Here is a 17,957-nt window from a genome sequence, read left to right on the forward strand (position 1 = left end):
CCTATTCCGCCGAAGATGCAAAAAGCGCAGGCTGCGTGTTGCGCGGGTAGATAATCACCGAAAGAGTGCCCCTGCCCTGAAACTGCTCGGCATTCGCCGTCCGCGGTGGGAAGAGTTGATCAAAGGCCACCCGGTTCAGCCCCAGCTTCATTTCCGAACCCGACAAAAACTCGAACGGTGTCCGCGCGGCGCAGGCATGAAAAACAGGATCTTGCCGCACCGTGAACTGACGCATGATATTGGATGACCCCCCGGTCGGTTTGATCAGGACGGTAATCCCCGGTTTCAAAAAACTGTCGGGGCAGGTGTACACCATCGGTTTTTCGTTCCCATTTGCGTCATGCAACAACACGCCCTCGGCCGTTACCTCGTGCTTGAAGGGGCTGAACACAGTCTCTTGCTGAATGAAGTTGGTGTAGAGCGTGGCAAATAGCTGACTGTCATCATGCGGTTCGGACTTTATGCCCTCGTACAGATCAGCGATGGCCTGCCACATCCGTGAATCCGCCCCACGCAGTGTTCCGGGCAGCGAAAACGGACCTTCCAGATCATACAGCACGTCGCGCAGCCCGGCCGACAGGGGATCCTCCTTTTCCAGCCCTCTAATTTCGTGAACCAGATCCGAATCGTTCAACGCATAGTAACCATGCGACTTCAGCGTGCGGGTCAGAGCCCGCATATCGGACAGTTTCCGCGCTGTCGTCTCTGCACTATCTTCGGGGTTCGCCTCTACGGCCTCAAAACCCTTGTCCAGCAACTGGGTCAGCGACTGCCCTTCGCGGGCATCCAGCTCTATCGTCCCGTTTTTGCTGACTTTTACGGTAACGTCTTTACCTGATTTCAGGGCAAACACCGCAACAACCGCCAATGCTACGGACAAAATGGAAATTGATATATTCTTTAAACTTTCAACCCTCATGGGAATTCTCCCATTTTCGAAACAATTAAGCAAATACAGCGCGTACAATAGCAAAATTTTGCACAAAGTAGAAGGCAGGCGAATTTTCGGCGTTTAAATCAACCACCAACGCTCGGCAACGCGGCCATCATCCAGGGGGCGATCCGTTCCGATCTGACGGGGCATGCCGACATGCCCTGCTACAGCCAGCGCCATATCGGATTCGCTTGGAAAAAAGCGCAATCCGCGGTGCGGGCTGAACCCTTCGCCCTGCGGCAGTGCCGCGATATCGACAAAGCCGTCTCGCAGCGCCTCGGTACGCACGCGAGCGTCGGGAATCACGATAACTTCCAGGGTTTCGGCCCAGCCAGCCAATCCATCCTTGTAGTGGCCCGCCACACGGCGCCCAAGGAAATGACGATCATCCTCCGCCCGCTCAACACGGTAGCATCCGGTGCCATTCGCGGCCTGCAAAGGCGTGACACCTTGACCGTTGCGCGTAATAACGAACCTGCTGTCGGCCAAAAGGAAGGGTAGACCCGGGTTGGCCTGAGCCAACTCCAGACGCACGCGATTATCTGACAAGGCGTCGACCTGCCCGACGTCGCCCAGAACCGCCATCACATCCCTTACATCAAGGACCGCGCCATCGTGAAAACGAGCGTTCTCGCGCAGATCAAAGCTCCAGATGCGGGCTTGGGAATCAGTTTGCCAACCGGTCGCAAGCTCTCCGCGCAGGGTGCCGTCGGGTGCAATCTCGGTCAGGGTGTCGAACACGGCCCCACGGGCAACCTGCTCCAAACTGTCATCGCGGGGCACGGCAAGGCGCAGCGTACCACCCACTTTGGGCGTATCGGCTAAAGACGCACCGGTCGCCGCAAGCAGAGCGGCAGCAGCACCGGAAGCAAACAAAGCACGACGGTCGATGCGGGTCATAATGCGCCCTCCGCCACTCGGTCCATGATGCGAACCAATTCCGCGCTAATTCCGGGTTCGGACAGCGCATGCCCGGCCTGACGCACCATCTTCAGCTCGGCATTGGGCCACAGCTGGGCAAGGTTCCACGCGGCCTGAGGCGGACAGATCATGTCATACCGACCCTGCACGATATGGCCGGGGATATGTGCGATTCTGTCCATCTGGTCCAGAATCTGCCCGTCCTGTTCAAGGAACGCGCGGTTGATGAAATAGTGATTCTCAAGCCGCGCAAAGGCGCGCGCGTATTCCCCCGGGCTTTCCCCAGTTGCGCCATGCGAATGGATCGAAGCCAGCGCGTTTTCCCAACTGGACCAGGCGCGCGCATACAGAATCTCGGTCGCGCGATCACCCGAAAACAGGCGTTTGTTATATGCGCCGATCGTGTCGCTTAGTTCACTTTCCGACAGCAGAGCGGTGAACTTCGCCCATTGCTCGGGCCAAAACTTGCCCGCGCCACCGCCATAAAACCAATCCAACTCGGCCTGCGTCGCTAGGAACACACCGCGCAGCACCAGGCGATTAACCCGATCCGGGTGGGACTGCGCATAGACCAGCGCAAGCGTTGCCCCCCAGCTGCCGCCAAAGACAATCCAGTCGTCGATATCCAGTAGGGTTCTCAGACGTTCGATATCGTCCACCAGATGCCAAGTGGTGTTGTCCGTGACCGAGGCATGCGGGCGTGACCGCCCGCATCCGCGCTGATCAAACAGAATCACCCGGTAAACGTCCGGATCAAAATAGCGCCGCATCGCGGGGCTGCAGCCACCGCCCGGGCCTCCGTGCAGAATCACCACCGGAATGCCGTTGGGATTGCCGCATTGTTCCATATAGATACGGTGTCCATCGCCCACATCGACCATACGCTGATCGAAAGGATCGATCGGCGGGTACAGATATTGAACTGCGCGCTTTTGGTCCGGGTACTTGTCCATTATGGCCCTATATAGTCCTTAAGCGTAAAAGAGCATACGGAGACAGGAATGCAAGCGCATCCGAACACGGTTGACCCTTCTGAGATCGCAAAATTCGAAGCGATGGCCGCAGAATGGTGGGATCCGCATGGAAAATTCAAACCACTGCACATGCTCAACCCCTGTCGGCTGGATTATATCACACAGCAGATCGCGGGCGAATTCGATCGCGATTTAAAGTCGCCAAAGCCGTTCGAGGGCTTGCGTTTGCTGGATATCGGCTGCGGCGGCGGGCTGCTGAGCGAACCGATGGCCCGCCTTGGGGCCGAAGTGGTCGGAGCGGATGCCGCCGAAGGCAACCTGCCCGTCGCGCGAATCCACGCGGAACAATCCGGGCTGGAGATCGACTACCGCCACACCACAGCCGAGGACATGGCCGCTGCAGGCGAACAGTTCGACGTGGTGCTGAACATGGAAGTGGTCGAGCATGTTGCCGACCCGTTGGGATTTCTGACAGCCTCGCAGCAATTGCTGAAACCGGGCGGGTTGTTGATCTGTTCGACCATCAACCGCAATCCGAAATCTTATGCTATGGCCATTTTCGGGGCCGAGGTCGTCATGCGCTGGTTGCCCCGCGGCACGCATGAGTGGAACAAGTTCATCACCCCCGATGAGCTGTTCGACCTGCTGCGCCAAGCCGGGCTGGACCCGGTGGACCGCAAGGGTTTCGTGTTCAACCCGATCCTGTGGAGTTGGTCGATCTCGGACCGCGACCTGAGCGTGAATTATGTGACGGCGAGTGTGAAGCCGAATTAAGGAAGATTTTTTGACTCGATCTTTAAGTTACGCGCCGTGGCGCGCGGTATTTTTTGGTGCGGCAATTTCCGCTGCTACCTTGTTCAATAACACGCTAGCCACAGCAGAAGAGAATGCGGGCGTGTTCGTGTACGAACATGAAGGCGTTCCGCTTCTTGGCTACATTAGCGATCCTAAAGTTTCTGAGGCGACTCAGGAAATAGCAGATCGGTACTTGGGTTCGAACTCGAACAACTATGATCTGGTAAGGGCGTTGTCTTTTTTCGTCTTTATTGACCCCGAGATAGTTTCGGATGGCAAGTTTGTGAAACCAGTCGAATTAGAACTGACGGAGGAGACGACAGAACCATTTTCCAAACACGAACTCTCTGACGAAGGATGCAACGTAGGAAAAATAAGTTCTACTAATGAAGATGTAAAAGGTGAGTATTTGATATGGCTTATCCATGGCGGTGAATTCGAGGGCGTGGATGGAATAGAAGCCTGCCTTCTATTCGCAGCAGCGGCGGCGGCTGGAGTTGGCTTGCAAGGCAACCCAAAAATGGAGGCCAGTGATTTGCGGCAGCTTCTGGATAGAATGCTCTTAGAATGAAGTGGCCGTTTAGTCCGCGGCACATTGCATGAGCATCAAGCCTGCCAGCGCCCGACCACACCAGTCCTGGATCCACCTTGGGACAACGGTTCGCTGATCCCTACTCCCCCTCCAACTGCAACCGCAAATCCCGCAACACGGGCAGCGTGCTGCGGACGCGCTCCAGCCCCAACTCTCCGACCACGCGGTTGATCAGGGGGGCGATTGACGCAATCGCCTGATCGCGCGCCCTGCGACCGGCGGGGCTGATCGCGACCATCTTGCGGCGGGCGTCGTCCCAGTCGGGGCGGATATGGATGTACCCGGCCCATTCCAGCTTGGCCAAGGTGTTGGTCATCGCACCACGCGTGACGTGGAACGTATCGGCCAATTGTGCCGGGCTACGCTCGTTCCCGACAAAAACCAGGTGGTTGAGCACCGAGAAATGCGAAATCTCCATACCCTTGGGCAGCACCCGGCTAAGCCGATTACGCAACAGCTGGTCGGCGGTCAGGATTTCGCTGAACAGCGTGACCGCAAGGGCATTGTGTTCGTCAGTCATGGTCCGGTTCTGGATCAGGGTCCGTCAAAGCGACGGACGTGAGTCAACGAGGGCACGCGACGGCGCGCCTCAGACACAGAACTATCATGCATATCGAAAATGTGAATGCCCGGATCGGTCCCTGCGTCGATGACGACCTCGCCCCACGGGGCGACAACCATGCTGTGGCCATAGGTATAGCGCGTCTTGCCGCGAGTTTTAGGGTGTTCGCCAGTTTGTGCGGGAGCCAGAACCCAACAGCCGGTTTCAATCGCCCGGGCGCTCAGCAACGATTCCCAATGGGCCGCACCCGTGACCGGCGAAAACGCGGCCGGAACCGTCAGGATTCGCGCCCCTGCGTGCGCCAACGCCGCATAGAGCGCCGGAAACCGGACGTCATAGCAGACGGTCATGCCGACCTTGCCAAAATCGGTGTCGGCAATCACCGCCTTGTCGCCGGGGCGGTAATTTTTGGATTCGCGGAAGGTCTCGGTTTCGGTGACCTGCACATCGAACATATGGATCTTGTCATACCGCGCCACGATCTGCCCCTGCGGGTCGATCATGAAGGACCGGTTGGCAAACCGACCGTCTGCATCATGGGTTTTGATCGCCAAAGACCCGATCAGCAGCCAGACACCCAGCGCAGCGGCCTTATCCCGCAGGCCGGCCAGCGATTGGTCATCTTCTTCGTGCTGCAAGACTTCGCGCTGCCGCGTGGTGCTGGTGGACACGCAGTTCGTCACCTCGGGCGTCAGGATGAACCGCGCGCCTTGCGCCGCAGCCTCGGCCATCATAGCGCGCACCCTGTCCAGATTTTCGGCCGGATCATCCGACGAGGTGATTTGCAGCAGCGCGGTCTTCATCAGGCTGCGAGCAGGCGATCCAGCTTGCCCTGACGCTCCAACTCATACAGTTCGTCACAGCCGCCCACGTGCTGCGCACCGATAAAGATCTGTGGCACGGTTCGTTTGCCACCGGCGCGCTGGATCATCTCGGGCTTGCGCTTGGGGTGCATCAGAACGTCCACTTCCTGGAACTCGACGCCCTTCTGCTTCAGCAGCCGCTTGGCCGCGTGACAAAAACCGCACAGCGGCGAGGTGTAAATTTCTACCGGTTTCATATTCCGTACCTTCGCGTTTCGCATAATCTTGGGCGAATTAGGCATCCTTGGCAACGCGCGCTAGGGTCAACACGGAAATATGATTTGCTCCGGATGCAAGGCAGACACGCGCGCAAGCCGCCAGTGTCGCGCCGGAGGTCATCACATCATCCACCAGCAGGATATTGCGCCCTTGCATTTGGTCTTGTCGCTTTGGATGGGCGATGATCGCGTGTTCAAGGACTTCCGCCCTCTCGGTGGCTGTTTTGCCGTCCAGAACCGACGTCTTTCGGTGACGAAGCAAAAGGTCCGGGCACACCTCAAGCCCTGCCTCTTTCCCAAGGTGCTGTGCCAGTAGGGCGGACTGGTTGTACCGGCGTTTCAACAACCGGGACCAGTGTAAAGGCACCGGCGCAAGCAGCATCCCCTCACGGAATATCTCTTGCCCGGCCCGCGCCAGCCAGCGTGCGGCAGGGCGCGCCAGTTCGGGCCTGTCACCATGTTTCAAGGCCAGCACCAGCGACCGCGCTTTGCCATCGTACAAAAGGGCCGAACGCCCATCTTGCCAGGGGCGCGGCGCAGCCAAGCAATCGTCGCACTCAATCCGGTGACCGTCTGAAACCCCCGGTAACGGCACCCCGCAGCTTTCGCAAACAACTCCTCCGATAAAGGACGTCTCGCGCCAGCAGGGCCCACACAGCCCGAAATCCGATTCGGTCAGGTCCCCGCAGCCCAGACAGCGCGGCGGATAGATCAGCGCGACAGCGGTTTGAATCCGGTGCCACATGCGATAATTGCGCCCTATGAAACTGCCTGTGTCCAATACACCCTCTTTGTTTGATCGCCAGGTCCTTACCCGGCACCGCGCCCGCGCGAAGGATGAGGCCCTGTTCCTGCATCGTGCCGCTGTGGACGAAGTGCAGGATCGGCTCTCCATGGTTAACAAAACCTTTACGGCCCCGGCGATCGTGACGCCATTTGCGCATATCTGGCAGGACGTGCTGCCCGGGACGCGGATCGTTGCGGATGATGAGGTTCTGGATCTGACCCCCGGTGCGCATGATTTGGTCATCCACGCCATGGCGCTGCATTGGGCCAATGATCCTGTTGGGCAACTGATCCAATGTCGCCGTGCTCTGCGCCCCGACGGGTTGCTGTTGGTTGTGTGTCTGGGCGGAGAAACCCTGCACGAGCTGCGCGCCGCATTGGGACAGGCCGAAATCGAAGTGACCGGAGGCCTCAGTCCGCGCATCGTCCCGATGGCCGAGCTGCGCGATCTTGGCGGGTTGCTGCAACGGGCGGGGTTTGCGCTGCCGGTCGCCGACACCGCGCGACTGACGGCGGAATACCGCGACATACTGCACCTGATGCATGACCTACGCGCCATGGGTGAGACCAACAGCCTGTCCGGGCGCATGAAACAACCCACCAAGCGACAGGTTTTTACGCGCGCGCAGCAGGTCTATGCCGACAACTTCTCAACACCCGCGGGGCGGTTGGCCGCCACCTATGAATTGATCTGCTTGACCGGCTGGTCTCCGGATGACAGCCAACAGAAACCATTGCGCCCCGGATCGGCCAAAGCGCGGCTTGCGGATGCGCTGGGCACAAAAGAAGGTAAACTGTCCAATTGACGACCGGGCTTTTCCGGTTATCTCAGGCCAGTACAGAGAAATCTCAGGAAGCATCAGATGTTTGACGCCACTCGCCCCGATCATGCCGCCGCAGACCACCCAAAGGTCAAAATGGGCCGCGTCGGCATTCTGCTGGCCAATCTCGGTACACCGGATGACTACAGCTATTGGCCGATGCGCCGGTATCTGAACGAGTTTTTGTCGGACCAACGCGTGATCGACTATCCCAAGTGGAAGTGGCAGCCGATTCTGCAAGGCATCATCCTGTCCAAGCGCCCGTTCAGCTCGGGTGAGGCCTACAAGTCGATCTGGAACCATGACAAGGGCGAAAGCCCGCTGATGACGATCACCAAGGACCAGACAGCCAAGTTGCGCGATGCGATGCAAGAACGGTACGGCGATCAGGTGATGGTCGATTTCTGCATGCGCTACGGCAATCCCTCAACCAAATCCAAAGTACGTGAAATGGTGGCCGCGGGCTGTGATCGAATTCTGTTCTTCCCGCTCTACCCGCAATATGCGGGCGCGACCACGGCAACAGCCAATGATCAGTTTTTCCGCGCGCTTATGGACGAAGCCTGGCAACCTGCGTCTCGCACCGTTCCAGCCTATTTCGACGAGCCTGTCTATATCGACGCTTTGGCCGGGTCAGTGGAAAAAGCCTATGCGGCGCTGGAGACCAAACCGGATGTCCTGGTCTGTTCCTATCACGGCATGCCAGAGCGCTATTTGCAGCAGGGCGACCCGTATCATTGCCAATGCGCGAAAACGAGCCGATTGCTGAAGGAACGGCTGGGCTGGTCGGACGATCAGCTGGTCTCAACCTTCCAATCGCGATTCGGTCCCGAGGAATGGCTGAAACCCTATACCGTGGATCACGTGGCTGATTTGGCGCGGCAGGGAAAGAAGAACATCGCCGTTATAGCGCCCGCGTTTTCCGCCGATTGCATCGAGACGCTGGAAGAGATCAACGAAGAGATCAAGGAAAGCTTTGAAGAGGCCGGCGGTCAGACCTTTACCTATATCCCCTGCCTCAATGACGATGATTCGCACATTGGCGCACTGGGCAAGGTAATCGAAGACAATCTGAAGGGCTGGCTCGACTGACCGTTTCCCATCATCAAGAAATGAAAAAAGGCGGTGGATCGCTCCACCGCCTTTTCTCTAGATTTAGCTCGTCAAATTAGCTTGCTGCAACAGCTGCGGCAACTACGACCAGCAGGATCAGCGGCAGGATGATACCCTGCGACGAACCCTGAGTTTCCTCTACAACAACCGGTGCTTCAACAACCGGCTCTTCCAGGTTACCGGCATAAGCGGTCGAAGCAGCAGCAGTCAATGCAGCGGCGAGAACGAGTTTTTTCATATTAACCTCCAGAGTTTGCACGGCTCCATCAATCGGATCCGCACACCTAAGACTTACCTCGTGGTTTTTTTCTAATCAGCTATATGACTGGAATGCAATTGCAACTTGAGCCACAAGCGGGTTCGTGCGCGAAAATGTCGTCAAATAAGCAACACTTGCGTGCCGACCTTCGCCATCGAGAACAGCTCAGCGATATCTTCGTTGAACAGGCCGATGCATCCGTTCGACGACCGGCGACCAATTTTGCGCGTGTCATGCGTTCCGTGAATCCGGTAGTATTTCCAACTCAGGTATAAAGCATGTGTTCCCAATGGGTTATCAGGGCCCGGCGGAATATGATCCGGCCATTCGGGATTTCGTTTCTTCATAGAAGGTGTCGGTGACCAACTGGGACCCTCAACTTTGCGGATGACGCTGGTGCGGCCCCGGCGGGTCAATTCTTCGGTCAGCGGAACGGATGAGGGGTAGAGTTTGTAAACAGATTGATCATCTGACCAATAATGCAGCGCTCGGGACACCGTATCGACCAGAATGGCCCCATTTCTCGTATTCGAGAAATAAGGCTGCCAATCCAGGGCGCGGAACCCCGAGACATTGCGACGCACGTCTGGCTCGGCCTCGGGTGCTGGGCGCAGTGGGTCACCTGGAATGTACTGGGCAATCGCCGGCGAGGCCAGCAGGGCCGAAGCACCGGCCAGAAATCCTCGTCGGCTAGATGAATGAATGGGTTTCTTGACCATAGTGACCGGTCCTTTGCGAAAGATGTCCTGAAATTTTTACGTATTTTATTGCCAGAATGCGTCAATCGCAAATCAAACCGGCAGAAACATGCAAGAATCAGCCATTGCAGGTTTGCCCAAGGCTGCATGGCGCGCTATGCCGTATATCGACACAATAATCAGGTCGATCATGACGCGTATTATCACATTACTGTTTCTTTGCTTTGTTGCGCTGGCTGCATGTACCCCAAGCAGCACCCCAACTTACGGATCAGATGGCCGTCCACTGCCGTCGGTTTATAAGATTCGCGGCAACCCCGAAAAGCTCCAGTTCCGCATGCTGGATTCGGTAAATGCCTTGCGCCAGGCTCAGGGTTTGCAGGCAGTGCAGCTGAACTCGCAGCTGAATGCTGCGGCCGCGACCCACTCTAAGGACATGGCGCGCCAGAACCGCCCATGGCACTTCGGTTCGGACGGCTCGTCGCCCATAGATCGCGCGCAACGCGTTGGTTATTACGGGACTTTCCTGGGTGAGGCGATCTCGGAAACCTATGAGACCGAAACCGAAACCTTGGCCGCCTGGATGCAGGAACCTGGCCCCCGAGCCGTGATCATGGACCCCAAAGCCTCACAAATGGGCTTTTCCTGGCATCAGGAAGGTGGCGGGAAAATCTGGTGGACGCTGGAAATGGGAGCAGGCGGGTAACCAAAAACCGCCTCGAAGAAAAAAAGCCCCCAGTTTTCGGGGGCTTTTTTATTTCTGCAAAGTTAGGCGGCCTGCATGGACTGCGCTTCGGTCAGAATCGCGTAAAGCTTGACCGGATCAGGGTTGGCCCGCAGTTTTGTACAAACTGACGTGTCGCGCAGAGTACGGGACACCAGCGCAAGCGCCTTAAGGTGATCGACACCCGCCTCTTCCGGCGCAAACAGTGCAAACGCGATGTCCACCGGCTGCCGGTCGACCGATCCAAAATCAATCGGTTTTTCGAGCATTACAAACACACCCGAGACAGAGTCCAGATCTGTCAGCCGAGCGTGCGGCAAGGCGACACCGTGCCCAACCCCGGTCGGCCCCAGACTTTCGCGCTCCAGCAGGCAATCGACGACAGTCTGCGCATCCAGGTGCAAAGTCCCGGCGGCAACATCGCCAATTTCCTGAAACAACCGCTTCTTACTAGAAGCGGCGGACAACACACGTACTGCTTCGGGCTTTAATATGCTCGAAAGCTCCATCATCACGCTCCACGGCGGGGCCCCTGCAATTGCAGGGGCGTGCCTTGCTAGTCTTGCCTGTTACGGATCAATCCAGCCGATGTTACCGTCCTCGCGACGGTACACGACATTCAATCCGTCCTTGTTTTCGTTTCGGAACACAAGCACCGGCGCACCGGCAAGTTCCATCTGCATGACCGCCTCTCCAACACTCAGCGATGGGATCTTGGTTTCCATCTCAGCCACGATCATGGGCTGCAGAGTATCGGGCTCGTCAGCCGTCTCCGATTCGTCAGAGGCGAGGATATAAGACGACGCTCCGAAGAGTTCAACAGGCTCTGACCGATCCTTGTGGTGGTCTTTCAGTCGGCGCTTATAACGGCGCAGTTGCGTTTCCATCTTGTCGCAGCATCCCTCAAACGCCGCGTAAATCTCGGTTGCGTGTGCCTTGGCCTGAGCGGTCAGACCAGTGGAAAGATGCACTGTGGTTTCGCATACATATTCATGCGCTGAACGGGAAAAGACGACGTTGGCATCTGTCGGACGTTGGGCATATTTGCCCACGACCTCGCCCAGTTCGGTCTGCACATGAGTCTGCAGGGCCGCACCGATGTCGATCTGTTTTCCGCTGATTTGGTAACGCATGTGATCTCCTTCACAATTCACACCCATTTCTGACGTCACGTAATGCGACGCGCTTGTTTTTATCGGGTGGGGGACATCGGCAAATCCTGCGGTAACCGCACCGGCCCCCCTTCCAGGAAGGGGCGTCGTGATCCAGTCGGGAACCGAAGAAATGCCATAGTCCAATTGAGGCAAGAGACGGCGGGAGAGTCAATCAAAACAGGCGTGTATATACGTGATTTCCGCTATGCGCCCGGCGAAAATCTGCGCAAGCTCATGAAATACGGAAGTTTTCGCCTAGGTAAACCCGGCGCACGTTTTCATTTTCGACCACTTCATCGGGTGTGCCGGACATCAGGACCTGACCGTCATGCAGGATGTAGGCACGATCCACGATCTCTAGTGTTTCGCGCACGTTGTGATCGGTGATCAACACGCCGATTCCACGCTTTTTCAGGTCCGCAACCAGATGGCGGATATCCCCGACGCTGATCGGGTCGACCCCCGCAAAGGGTTCATCCAACAACAGATATTTCGGATCTGCTGCCAAACAACGCGCGATCTCGACCCGGCGGCGTTCACCGCCCGACAGGGCCAGCGCGGGTGCGCGGCGCAGGTGTTCGATCGAGAAGTCGGACAACAGCTCTTCCAGCCGCTCTTTTCGGCGGTGGGCGTGGTTGACGGTGATATCCAGAACGGCGGCGATGTTGTCCTCGACACTCATGCCACGGAAAATCGACATCTCTTGCGGCAGATATCCGATCCCAAGACGTGCGCGGCGATACATAGGCAGCGTTGTGACAACCTGACCGTCAATCGTAACAGTGCCCGCCTCAGGAAACACAAGGCCTGCGACCGAATAGAATGTGGTGGTCTTGCCTGACCCGTTCGGGCCCAAAAGTGCAACCACCTCGGATCGGCCCAAGGTCATGGAAACGTCGCGGATCACTGTCTTTTTTCGGTAAGACTTGCGAAGCTTTTCGATTTTCAGGCCAGAGGTGCCTTCGGCTACCGTCAGGTTTGGCTGAGCCATCAGTTGGCCCCCTGCTGCAGGATGGTCTTCACGTTGCCGGTCATCGTCGCTTTGCCGGTGGTCAGGTTGGCGTTCATCTGGTCGCCGCTGATCGTGCTTGGCCCCTGCAACAGCAGAACGTTGCCCTTCATGACGATCTCACCTGAATCGATGGTGTATTCCGCCCAGTCGCCTTCGGCCGCATCCGGAGGGCTGACCAGAATCACATCCTCGGTCGCTTCCATCCGTTCGATGCCTGAACGGTCTTCGTTATAGATGACAAGCACGCGTTCTGCCGTCAGACGCATTTCGCCCTGAATGACGATCACGTTGCCCAGAAACTCGGCCGAGCCGTCTTCCTGATTTACGTTCAGCTTTTCCGAGGTCACCTCGACCGGCAGGCTTGGGTCGGCATTGGCCGAACCGAAAGCAACCTGAGTTTCCTGCGCTGTCGCAGAGATCGCACCAGTTACCAGAGCAGCGCTTACAAGGGCTAATCGAAAATAGAACACAGGTTATCTTTCTGCTTTTTGAGGCTCATACACCAACTTCACGCCATCTGTAAAAATAATATGGACCGGTCCATCTTTTTTTTCAGTCCCAAATGTCATTCTGCCCGCAGTAAAATCACCAATAATACCGGTTCCGTCGACCTGGCCGGGCGTGTCGCCCTGAATTTCGTCGAGCGCGGTGTTCAACAGATCCGTTGTGACGACGATGCCGTCCGTTGTTGTTATAACCACATCCCCGACAAAGGTAGCCGTATTCTTGTCCGGACGGATCATGCCAGAGTTTGAATCCAAAGTGATTACGCCGCCATTCAGCAGGCCAAAGCGGCCCCGAAATTCGGCCGCTGTTGGCGCTTCGCCCTCAGTACCCTGCGTTGCCCGGCTTGCCTCGATCTGAACGTCTTCGCCTTTGCGGGTAGTTCCTTGGTAGTTGGGCTGCGTCACCACCTGATCCGCCAAACGTTCATCGATATCCTGCTGGTTGAAGGGCACGGACACATTGGTTTCGATGCTGCGCGACAGCAGGAACACAGTCGACAGCATAGCGATAGCCACCAACGGCAGCACCACCTTGAAGAACTGTACCCTGCGTGAGTGTCCGTCCACCGCACTACCCTCCGCTTAGCCCAATCCGACGCGCAGGCAGTCGTGGATATGCAACAGCCCCTCGGCTGGGCCTTGTGTCTCGGGGTCGACCACGAACAGCGAAGTGATCTTGCGGTCGTTCATGATCGCCACTGCCTCTTCTGCCATTGCGTTCGGGGAAATGGTCAGCGGATTGGTGGTCATGACCTCTTTGGTGGTCTTGTCCAGAAGGCCGTCCATGTTCCGGCGCAAGTCGCCGTCAGTCACGATGCCAATCAGGCGGCCCGTCTCATCCGTCACGCCGACAACACCAAAGCTTTTCTGGCTCATGACCAGCAGCGCCTCGCTCATGGGGGTGCCCTCAGAAACAACTGGCAGATCGGCGTGCATCAAATCCCGCACGGTTGAAAGCTGCGCCCCCAGCTTGCCGCCAGGGTGGAAGGCGCGGAAGTCCTCGGGCTTGAAATCACGGTACTTCATCAACGCAATGGCCAAGGCGTCGCCCATCGCCAACGTCAAAGTGGTAGAGATCGAGGGCACCATGCCAAAACCGCAAGCCTCGCCCAGCGACGGGATCAACAAATGCACATCCGCCTGCTTCATCAGCGTGCTTTCCGGTTTGCTGGACAAACCAATCAAGGGAATGCCAAAGCGGCGGGTAAAGGCCAGCAGATTGACCAGCTCCGGCGCTTCGCCCGAATTGGAAATCGCCAGAACCACATCGCCTTTTGACACCATGCCCAGATCGCCATGGCTGGCCTCGGCCGGGTGCACGAAATAGGCGGGCGTGCCGGTGCTGGCCAGCGTGGCGGCAATCTTGTGGCCAATATGACCCGATTTGCCGATACCGCTGATGATGATGCGGCCCGGAGCCTGCAGGATCATCTGCACGGCTTCGGCAAAATCTTCATTCAGGCTTTCGCCAAGCACGTCCAGCGCGCGGGCCTCGTCGGTGATGACCTGACGTGCGGTTCTCAGGAATGCTTCGGTATCGGTCATGAGTGCGCAAAAATATCCGTTTCGGGCCAACCGGCGAGGTCCAGTTTCGCACGCATCGGCAGGAAGTCAAAACAGGCCTGCGCCATTTCGGTGCGGCCTTCGCGGGCCAAGCGCCCGTCCAACGCCTCGCGCAGTTGATGCAGGTACAGTACGTCCGAAGCCGCATAATCCAGCTGCGCATTTGTCAGGGTCTCAGCCCCCCAGTCGCTCATCTGCTGCTGTTTCGAGATATCGACACCGATCAACTCCTGACACAGGTTCTTCAGCCCGTGTCGATCCGTATAGGTGCGCACCAGCCGACTGGCGATTTTGGTACAATAGACCGGAGCGGCCAATGCGCCAAATGCGTGGTACATCGCAGCAATGTCGAAACGGCCAAAGTGGAAAAGCTTTAGCACGTCAGGGTTTTCCAGCATCGCACACAGGTTCGGGGCCTCGGTCTGGCCTATTTCGACCTGAACAATATGGCTGTCTCCGTCGCCGCCCGACATCTGGATCACGCACAGCCGGTCCCGATGCGGGTTTAGCCCCATAGTCTCGCAGTCAATGGCCACAACAGGGCCCATATCCAACCCGTCCGGCAGGTCGTTTTTGTAAAGATGGTTTGCCACGGGGCTTGTCCTTTGTCCGGTATCGCCCCCGAGATAGGAGGTTTGGTCTCTAAACTCAACGCTATCCATGACAGTGCGGCAGGGACCCGCAGGTTACGTTGACCATATCCCTATGGGGGGGTTAGGGTTATTGCATGGCACAGCACAAACACGAATCGCACCCGCAGATCCATGCGCGTCTGAAACGCGCACACGGGCATCTGGCCCGGGTAATATCCATGCTTGAAGATCAAGAGCCCTGCACCGACATCGCACAGCAACTTTTTGCGGTTGAAAAGGCGATTACCAACGCCAAACGGGCCTTGATCCACGATCATATTGATCACTGCCTGTCACCAACGACCGCAACCAAAAACCCGGACGTGGAAGATTTCAAAACCATCACAAAGTACCTCTGACCGATGCTGAGCGTCCTGAAGAACCGCGTCTATCGGCATTTACTGGCGGCTCAGGTGGTTGCGTTGATGGGAACCGGGCTGGCGACGGTTGCCTTGGGGTTGCTCGCCTTTGATCTGGCCGGTGACGCGGCGGGTATGGTTCTGGGAACCGCCCTGACCATCAAGATGGTGGCCTACGTGGTTGTCGCCCCGCTCGCCGCTGCGTTTGCGGAACGGCTGGACCGACGCAAAATGTTGGTGGTGCTAGATCTGGTGCGTGCCGCCGTCGCGCTTTGTCTGCCGTTCGTAACCGAGATCTGGCAGATCTATGTGTTGATCTTCCTGCTGCAATCGGCCTCTGCCGGTTTCACCCCGGCCTTTCAGGCAACGATCCCGGATGTTCTGACAGATGAGCAGGACTATACCAAAGCCCTGTCGCTGTCCCGGCTGGCCTATGACCTCGAAAGCCTACTCAGTCCCGCTCTGGCTGCAGCGCTGTTGTTGATCATGAGCTTCGACAACCTGTTCTGGGGCACAAGCTTTGGGTTCATTGCCTCGGCAATCCTTGTCGTGTCGGTCGCCCTGCCTTCGCCCAAACCGACGAAACGGAGGGGGATTTACGACCGGACGACCCGTGGCATCCGCCTATACCTTGGTACGACACGGTTGCGCGGTTTGCTGGCGCTGACGTGGACGGCCGCGTCAATCAGCGCGATGGTCATCGTCAACACTGTCGTAATCGTGCGCGCCGATCTTGAACTGTCGGAAAGTGCTGTGGCCGTTGCATTGGCCGGATACGGAGGTGGGTCGATGCTGGCCGCCTTTGTCCTGCCGTCTCTTCTGAACAACTACGAGGATCGCAGCGTTATGCTGTCTGGTGCAGCATTCGGGACGCTAACGATGGCCATTGCAGCGGGGTTGTTCGCCTCGACCCAGATGACTTTGTGGGGGCTCGCGGTGTTATGGGCGGGTGCTGGCTTTGGCTATTCAGCCACTCTGACACCGTCCGGCCGCCTGCTGACACGCACGGCCTGCCCGGAAGACCGACCAGCAGTTTTCGCCGCGCAGTTCACGCTGTCCCATGCCTGCTGGCTGGTGTTGTACCCGTTGGCCGGGTGGCTGATGACCACCAAAGGGACCGAACAGACATTGATCTGGATGACTATGACGGCCCTTTTGGGGCTTGGTGTTGCGCTTCTGATCTGGCCGCGCGCCAAGCAGAAAATCACGTCGGACGAACACGCTGACAAACCTTGAGCATCCCAAGGTATTTGCACTACACCTTGGCCCTATGGATCAGCTTGACCGTCGCATCATCTCGGCTCTGCAACACAACGCCCGCGAATCTACGACTAAGATCGCGGCGAAACTGGGTGTGGCTCGGACCACCGTGCACGAACGCATCCAACGGATGGAAGAACGCGGCGTGATTGCCGGGTATTCGGTGGTTCTGAGCGCCCCGGAAGACGCCCCGCGCGTTCAGGTCGTTGTCTTGCTTGAGGTTCAGCAAAAAGAGACCAAACGTATTATCAAGCGACTGGAAACTTATCCCGAAGTCAAACTTTGCCTGTCGATCAATGGGGAATTCGACCTGCTGCTGTCCGCCGAAGCCCCCAGGATCGAGGATCTGGACATACTGGTCGACGAATTGGCAAAGATCCCCGGGGTTTTGCGAACCAACACCAGCGTCGTGTTCGGCCGCAGGATCGACCGAAACTGAGTAGTCGATAACCCTCTGTAAACCCTGACACAGCTAGCTTGGCCCGGACTGATCAGAATCCCGGACCGGCAGAATGCCATATCGAACGATCTTAGGACTGACCTTGGTGACGCTGTTGGCTGCGCCGCAGGGTTTTGCCATGCCCAACACCCAAACGGCCCGCACCTGCGACCGCGCCGCCCAGCGCGCCGCCCAGTCCGAAGGTGTGCCAATGGATGTCATGCGTGCAATCGCCCGGGTTGAGACAGGCCGCACAGCTGACGGCGCGCTGCAACCCTGGCCCTGGACAATCAATGTTGAAGGAAAGGGCATTTGGTTCACCTCAGAGTTCGAGGCAAAATCATATGTGTTCGAAATCTTCAAAGCAGGCAAACGCAGCTTTGACATCGGGTGTTTCCAGATCAACTACCGCTGGCACGGCAAAGCGTTCCGCTCGATCGACGCCATGTTCGATCCAGATGAAAACGCCACATATGCCGCGCGATTTCTGAAAGATCTGTATACCGAGCTGGGCTCGTGGAACGCTGCCGCCGGGGCCTATCACTCGCGCACACCCGCTTTGGCAAACGCCTATGTGGCGCGTTTTCAAACCGTTTTGGCTCAGCTGGATCAGCAAGCTCCAAACGCATTTGCGACGCGCGATCCGTTTACCGGAGCTGCCGATCCATTAATTCCACTTCGAGCAGAACCTACCAACACTGGCGCTATGGGATCGCTGGCGCCTGTGGCCGGCGCCGCGACCGCTTTCATCCAATTCAACTAGGAGCTCTGT

General features: G+C 57.5%; 25 protein-coding genes. 9 read left to right on the forward strand and 16 right to left on the reverse strand.

Translation table 11 applies throughout. The features are described from left to right. Position 1 precedes the first annotated feature (1 nt). From AC2FID_RS18550 to pip, 3 genes are all read right to left on the reverse strand, one after another. On the reverse strand, positions 2–919 hold the full coding sequence (locus tag AC2FID_RS18550; RefSeq protein WP_472722369.1) for a hypothetical protein: 918 nt from the start codon (positions 917–919) through the stop codon (positions 2–4). A 93-nt stretch (positions 920–1,012) separates the two neighbouring features. Further along, entirely contained in the window at positions 1,013–1,834 is an 822-nt protein-coding gene (locus AC2FID_RS18555; RefSeq protein ID WP_472722370.1) for an ABC transporter substrate-binding protein, read from the reverse strand. Then, positions 1,831–2,808 (reverse strand): prolyl aminopeptidase, encoded by a 978-nt coding sequence (gene pip, locus AC2FID_RS18560; RefSeq protein WP_282120898.1) that lies wholly within the window; start codon positions 2,806–2,808, stop codon positions 1,831–1,833. The genes AC2FID_RS18555 and pip overlap by 4 nt, the downstream gene beginning before the upstream one ends. A gap of 48 nt (positions 2,809–2,856) precedes the next feature. Between pip and ubiG the strand changes: the two genes are divergently transcribed. After that, positions 2,857–3,603, forward strand: a complete 747-nt coding sequence (gene ubiG, locus AC2FID_RS18565) for a bifunctional 2-polyprenyl-6-hydroxyphenol methylase/3-demethylubiquinol 3-O-methyltransferase UbiG (protein WP_496838114.1) — start codon at positions 2,857–2,859, stop codon at positions 3,601–3,603. Between the two features lie 10 nt (positions 3,604–3,613). Further along, positions 3,614–4,195, forward strand: coding sequence for a hypothetical protein (locus AC2FID_RS18570; protein WP_496838116.1), 582 nt, complete (start codon positions 3,614–3,616; stop codon positions 4,193–4,195). A 100-nt stretch (positions 4,196–4,295) separates the two neighbouring features. On the opposite strand, the gene AC2FID_RS18575 is transcribed toward AC2FID_RS18570, so the two are convergent. Genes AC2FID_RS18575 through AC2FID_RS18590 form a run of 4 tightly spaced genes read right to left on the reverse strand, consistent with a single transcriptional unit; the run spans position 4,296 to position 6,604 of the window. After that, a complete protein-coding gene (locus AC2FID_RS18575; RefSeq protein WP_472722373.1) occupies positions 4,296–4,736 on the reverse strand; it encodes a MarR family winged helix-turn-helix transcriptional regulator in 441 nt (146 codons plus the stop codon). 14 nt (positions 4,737–4,750) lie between these two features. Beyond that, positions 4,751–5,581, reverse strand: a complete 831-nt coding sequence (locus AC2FID_RS18580) for a carbon-nitrogen hydrolase family protein (RefSeq protein WP_496838117.1) — start codon at positions 5,579–5,581, stop codon at positions 4,751–4,753. Next, positions 5,581–5,838, reverse strand: a complete 258-nt coding sequence (grxC, locus tag AC2FID_RS18585) for a glutaredoxin 3 (RefSeq protein WP_082636999.1) — start codon at positions 5,836–5,838, stop codon at positions 5,581–5,583. The genes AC2FID_RS18580 and grxC overlap by 1 nt, the downstream gene beginning before the upstream one ends. Before the next feature lie 37 nt (positions 5,839–5,875). Next, the gene (locus AC2FID_RS18590; protein WP_496758019.1) at positions 5,876–6,604 is read right to left on the reverse strand and encodes a double zinc ribbon domain-containing protein; all 729 of its coding nucleotides are present in this window, start codon (positions 6,602–6,604) and stop codon (positions 5,876–5,878) included. A gap of 16 nt (positions 6,605–6,620) precedes the next feature. Between AC2FID_RS18590 and AC2FID_RS18595 the strand changes: the two genes are divergently transcribed. Both AC2FID_RS18595 and hemH read left to right on the forward strand, forming a co-directional pair. Then, positions 6,621–7,451, forward strand: a complete 831-nt coding sequence (locus tag AC2FID_RS18595) for a methyltransferase domain-containing protein (RefSeq protein ID WP_496758018.1) — start codon at positions 6,621–6,623, stop codon at positions 7,449–7,451. 57 nt (positions 7,452–7,508) lie between these two features. Beyond that, positions 7,509–8,558: a ferrochelatase gene (gene hemH, locus AC2FID_RS18600; protein WP_496705865.1), complete on the forward strand. Its 1,050-nt coding sequence runs from the start codon at positions 7,509–7,511 to the stop codon at positions 8,556–8,558. Between the two features lie 76 nt (positions 8,559–8,634). Here the strand turns inward: hemH and AC2FID_RS18605 are convergent, their stop codons facing one another. Together AC2FID_RS18605 and AC2FID_RS18610 are read right to left on the reverse strand one after the other, a co-directional pair. Further along, positions 8,635–8,817, reverse strand: a complete 183-nt coding sequence (locus AC2FID_RS18605; protein WP_010442520.1) for a hypothetical protein — start codon at positions 8,815–8,817, stop codon at positions 8,635–8,637. Positions 8,818–8,957: 140 nt separating this feature from the next. After that, entirely contained in the window at positions 8,958–9,557 is a 600-nt protein-coding gene (locus AC2FID_RS18610; RefSeq protein ID WP_109311276.1) for a L,D-transpeptidase, read from the reverse strand. Between the two features lie 169 nt (positions 9,558–9,726). Between AC2FID_RS18610 and dalA the strand changes: the two genes are divergently transcribed. Then, complete coding sequence (dalA, locus tag AC2FID_RS18615) at positions 9,727–10,242, forward strand: divisome-associated lipoprotein DalA (RefSeq protein ID WP_282120905.1); 516 nt, start codon at positions 9,727–9,729, stop codon at positions 10,240–10,242. A gap of 62 nt (positions 10,243–10,304) precedes the next feature. Here the strand turns inward: dalA and AC2FID_RS18620 are convergent, their stop codons facing one another. The 7 genes from AC2FID_RS18620 to AC2FID_RS18650 all read right to left on the reverse strand — a co-directional run bounded on the left by AC2FID_RS18620 (position 10,305) and on the right by AC2FID_RS18650 (position 15,088). After that, positions 10,305–10,769 (reverse strand): PTS sugar transporter subunit IIA, encoded by a 465-nt coding sequence (locus AC2FID_RS18620; RefSeq protein WP_058273066.1) that lies wholly within the window; start codon positions 10,767–10,769, stop codon positions 10,305–10,307. Positions 10,770–10,829: 60 nt separating this feature from the next. Continuing rightward, complete coding sequence (gene hpf, locus AC2FID_RS18625; RefSeq protein WP_058273067.1) at positions 10,830–11,393, reverse strand: ribosome hibernation-promoting factor, HPF/YfiA family; 564 nt, start codon at positions 11,391–11,393, stop codon at positions 10,830–10,832. 253 nt (positions 11,394–11,646) lie between these two features. Continuing rightward, positions 11,647–12,405, reverse strand: coding sequence for an LPS export ABC transporter ATP-binding protein (gene lptB / locus AC2FID_RS18630; protein WP_058276524.1), 759 nt, complete (start codon positions 12,403–12,405; stop codon positions 11,647–11,649). Then, positions 12,405–12,896: an LptA/OstA family protein gene (locus AC2FID_RS18635; RefSeq protein ID WP_058272997.1), complete on the reverse strand. Its 492-nt coding sequence runs from the start codon at positions 12,894–12,896 to the stop codon at positions 12,405–12,407. Before AC2FID_RS18635 ends, lptB begins: the two co-directional genes overlap by 1 nt. Positions 12,897–12,899: 3 nt before the next feature. Beyond that, positions 12,900–13,499: an LPS export ABC transporter periplasmic protein LptC gene (lptC, locus tag AC2FID_RS18640; RefSeq protein ID WP_058272998.1), complete on the reverse strand. Its 600-nt coding sequence runs from the start codon at positions 13,497–13,499 to the stop codon at positions 12,900–12,902. Positions 13,500–13,514: 15 nt separating this feature from the next. Beyond that, positions 13,515–14,477 (reverse strand): KpsF/GutQ family sugar-phosphate isomerase, encoded by a 963-nt coding sequence (locus AC2FID_RS18645; protein WP_109311279.1) that lies wholly within the window; start codon positions 14,475–14,477, stop codon positions 13,515–13,517. Continuing rightward, complete coding sequence (locus tag AC2FID_RS18650) at positions 14,474–15,088, reverse strand: ribonuclease D (protein WP_472722378.1); 615 nt, start codon at positions 15,086–15,088, stop codon at positions 14,474–14,476. The genes AC2FID_RS18645 and AC2FID_RS18650 overlap by 4 nt, the downstream gene beginning before the upstream one ends. A gap of 134 nt (positions 15,089–15,222) precedes the next feature. Between AC2FID_RS18650 and AC2FID_RS18655 the strand changes: the two genes are divergently transcribed. From AC2FID_RS18655 to AC2FID_RS18670, 4 genes are all read left to right on the forward strand, one after another. Continuing rightward, a complete protein-coding gene (locus tag AC2FID_RS18655; RefSeq protein ID WP_496736890.1) occupies positions 15,223–15,486 on the forward strand; it encodes a metal-sensing transcriptional repressor in 264 nt (87 codons plus the stop codon). Positions 15,487–15,489: 3 nt separating this feature from the next. Then, on the forward strand, positions 15,490–16,722 hold the full coding sequence (locus tag AC2FID_RS18660) for an MFS transporter (protein WP_496838122.1): 1,233 nt from the start codon (positions 15,490–15,492) through the stop codon (positions 16,720–16,722). Positions 16,723–16,756: 34 nt separating this feature from the next. Continuing rightward, positions 16,757–17,185: an Lrp/AsnC family transcriptional regulator gene (locus tag AC2FID_RS18665; RefSeq protein WP_496837977.1), complete on the forward strand. Its 429-nt coding sequence runs from the start codon at positions 16,757–16,759 to the stop codon at positions 17,183–17,185. Positions 17,186–17,258: 73 nt separating this feature from the next. After that, entirely contained in the window at positions 17,259–17,948 is a 690-nt protein-coding gene (locus AC2FID_RS18670) for a lytic transglycosylase domain-containing protein (RefSeq protein ID WP_496838124.1), read from the forward strand. Positions 17,949–17,957 lie beyond the last annotated feature (9 nt).

This window comes from Ruegeria sp. CDSC068, assembly GCF_059610545.1.

Excerpts from the sequence above, each read along its gene's own strand:
- hpf (WP_058273067.1), bottom strand. The coding sequence starts at position 11,393 with ATGCGTTACCAAATCAGCGGAAAACAGATCGACATCGGTGCGGCCCTG.
- grxC (WP_082636999.1), bottom strand. The coding sequence starts at position 5,838 with ATGAAACCGGTAGAAATTTACACCTCGCCGCTGTGCGGTTTTTGTCAC.
- AC2FID_RS18590 (WP_496758019.1), bottom strand. The coding sequence starts at position 6,604 with ATGTGGCACCGGATTCAAACCGCTGTCGCGCTGATCTATCCGCCGCGC.
- AC2FID_RS18620 (WP_058273066.1), bottom strand. The coding sequence starts at position 10,769 with ATGGAGCTTTCGAGCATATTAAAGCCCGAAGCAGTACGTGTGTTGTCC.
- dalA (WP_282120905.1), top strand. The coding sequence starts at position 9,727 with ATGACGCGTATTATCACATTACTGTTTCTTTGCTTTGTTGCGCTGGCT.
- AC2FID_RS18575 (WP_472722373.1), bottom strand. The coding sequence starts at position 4,736 with ATGACTGACGAACACAATGCCCTTGCGGTCACGCTGTTCAGCGAAATC.
- AC2FID_RS18645 (WP_109311279.1), bottom strand. The coding sequence starts at position 14,477 with ATGACCGATACCGAAGCATTCCTGAGAACCGCACGTCAGGTCATCACC.
- AC2FID_RS18665 (WP_496837977.1), top strand. The coding sequence starts at position 16,757 with ATGGATCAGCTTGACCGTCGCATCATCTCGGCTCTGCAACACAACGCC.
- AC2FID_RS18660 (WP_496838122.1), top strand. The coding sequence starts at position 15,490 with ATGCTGAGCGTCCTGAAGAACCGCGTCTATCGGCATTTACTGGCGGCT.
- AC2FID_RS18610 (WP_109311276.1), bottom strand. The coding sequence starts at position 9,557 with ATGGTCAAGAAACCCATTCATTCATCTAGCCGACGAGGATTTCTGGCC.
- ubiG (WP_496838114.1), top strand. The coding sequence starts at position 2,857 with ATGCAAGCGCATCCGAACACGGTTGACCCTTCTGAGATCGCAAAATTC.
- lptB (WP_058276524.1), bottom strand. The coding sequence starts at position 12,405 with ATGGCTCAGCCAAACCTGACGGTAGCCGAAGGCACCTCTGGCCTGAAA.
- AC2FID_RS18580 (WP_496838117.1), bottom strand. The coding sequence starts at position 5,581 with ATGAAGACCGCGCTGCTGCAAATCACCTCGTCGGATGATCCGGCCGAA.
- AC2FID_RS18605 (WP_010442520.1), bottom strand. The coding sequence starts at position 8,817 with ATGAAAAAACTCGTTCTCGCCGCTGCATTGACTGCTGCTGCTTCGACC.
- AC2FID_RS18550 (WP_472722369.1), bottom strand. The coding sequence starts at position 919 with ATGAGGGTTGAAAGTTTAAAGAATATATCAATTTCCATTTTGTCCGTA.
- AC2FID_RS18555 (WP_472722370.1), bottom strand. The coding sequence starts at position 1,834 with ATGACCCGCATCGACCGTCGTGCTTTGTTTGCTTCCGGTGCTGCTGCC.
- hemH (WP_496705865.1), top strand. The coding sequence starts at position 7,509 with ATGTTTGACGCCACTCGCCCCGATCATGCCGCCGCAGACCACCCAAAG.
- AC2FID_RS18595 (WP_496758018.1), top strand. The coding sequence starts at position 6,621 with ATGAAACTGCCTGTGTCCAATACACCCTCTTTGTTTGATCGCCAGGTC.
- pip (WP_282120898.1), bottom strand. The coding sequence starts at position 2,808 with ATGGACAAGTACCCGGACCAAAAGCGCGCAGTTCAATATCTGTACCCG.
- AC2FID_RS18670 (WP_496838124.1), top strand. The coding sequence starts at position 17,259 with ATGCCATATCGAACGATCTTAGGACTGACCTTGGTGACGCTGTTGGCT.
- AC2FID_RS18655 (WP_496736890.1), top strand. The coding sequence starts at position 15,223 with ATGGCACAGCACAAACACGAATCGCACCCGCAGATCCATGCGCGTCTG.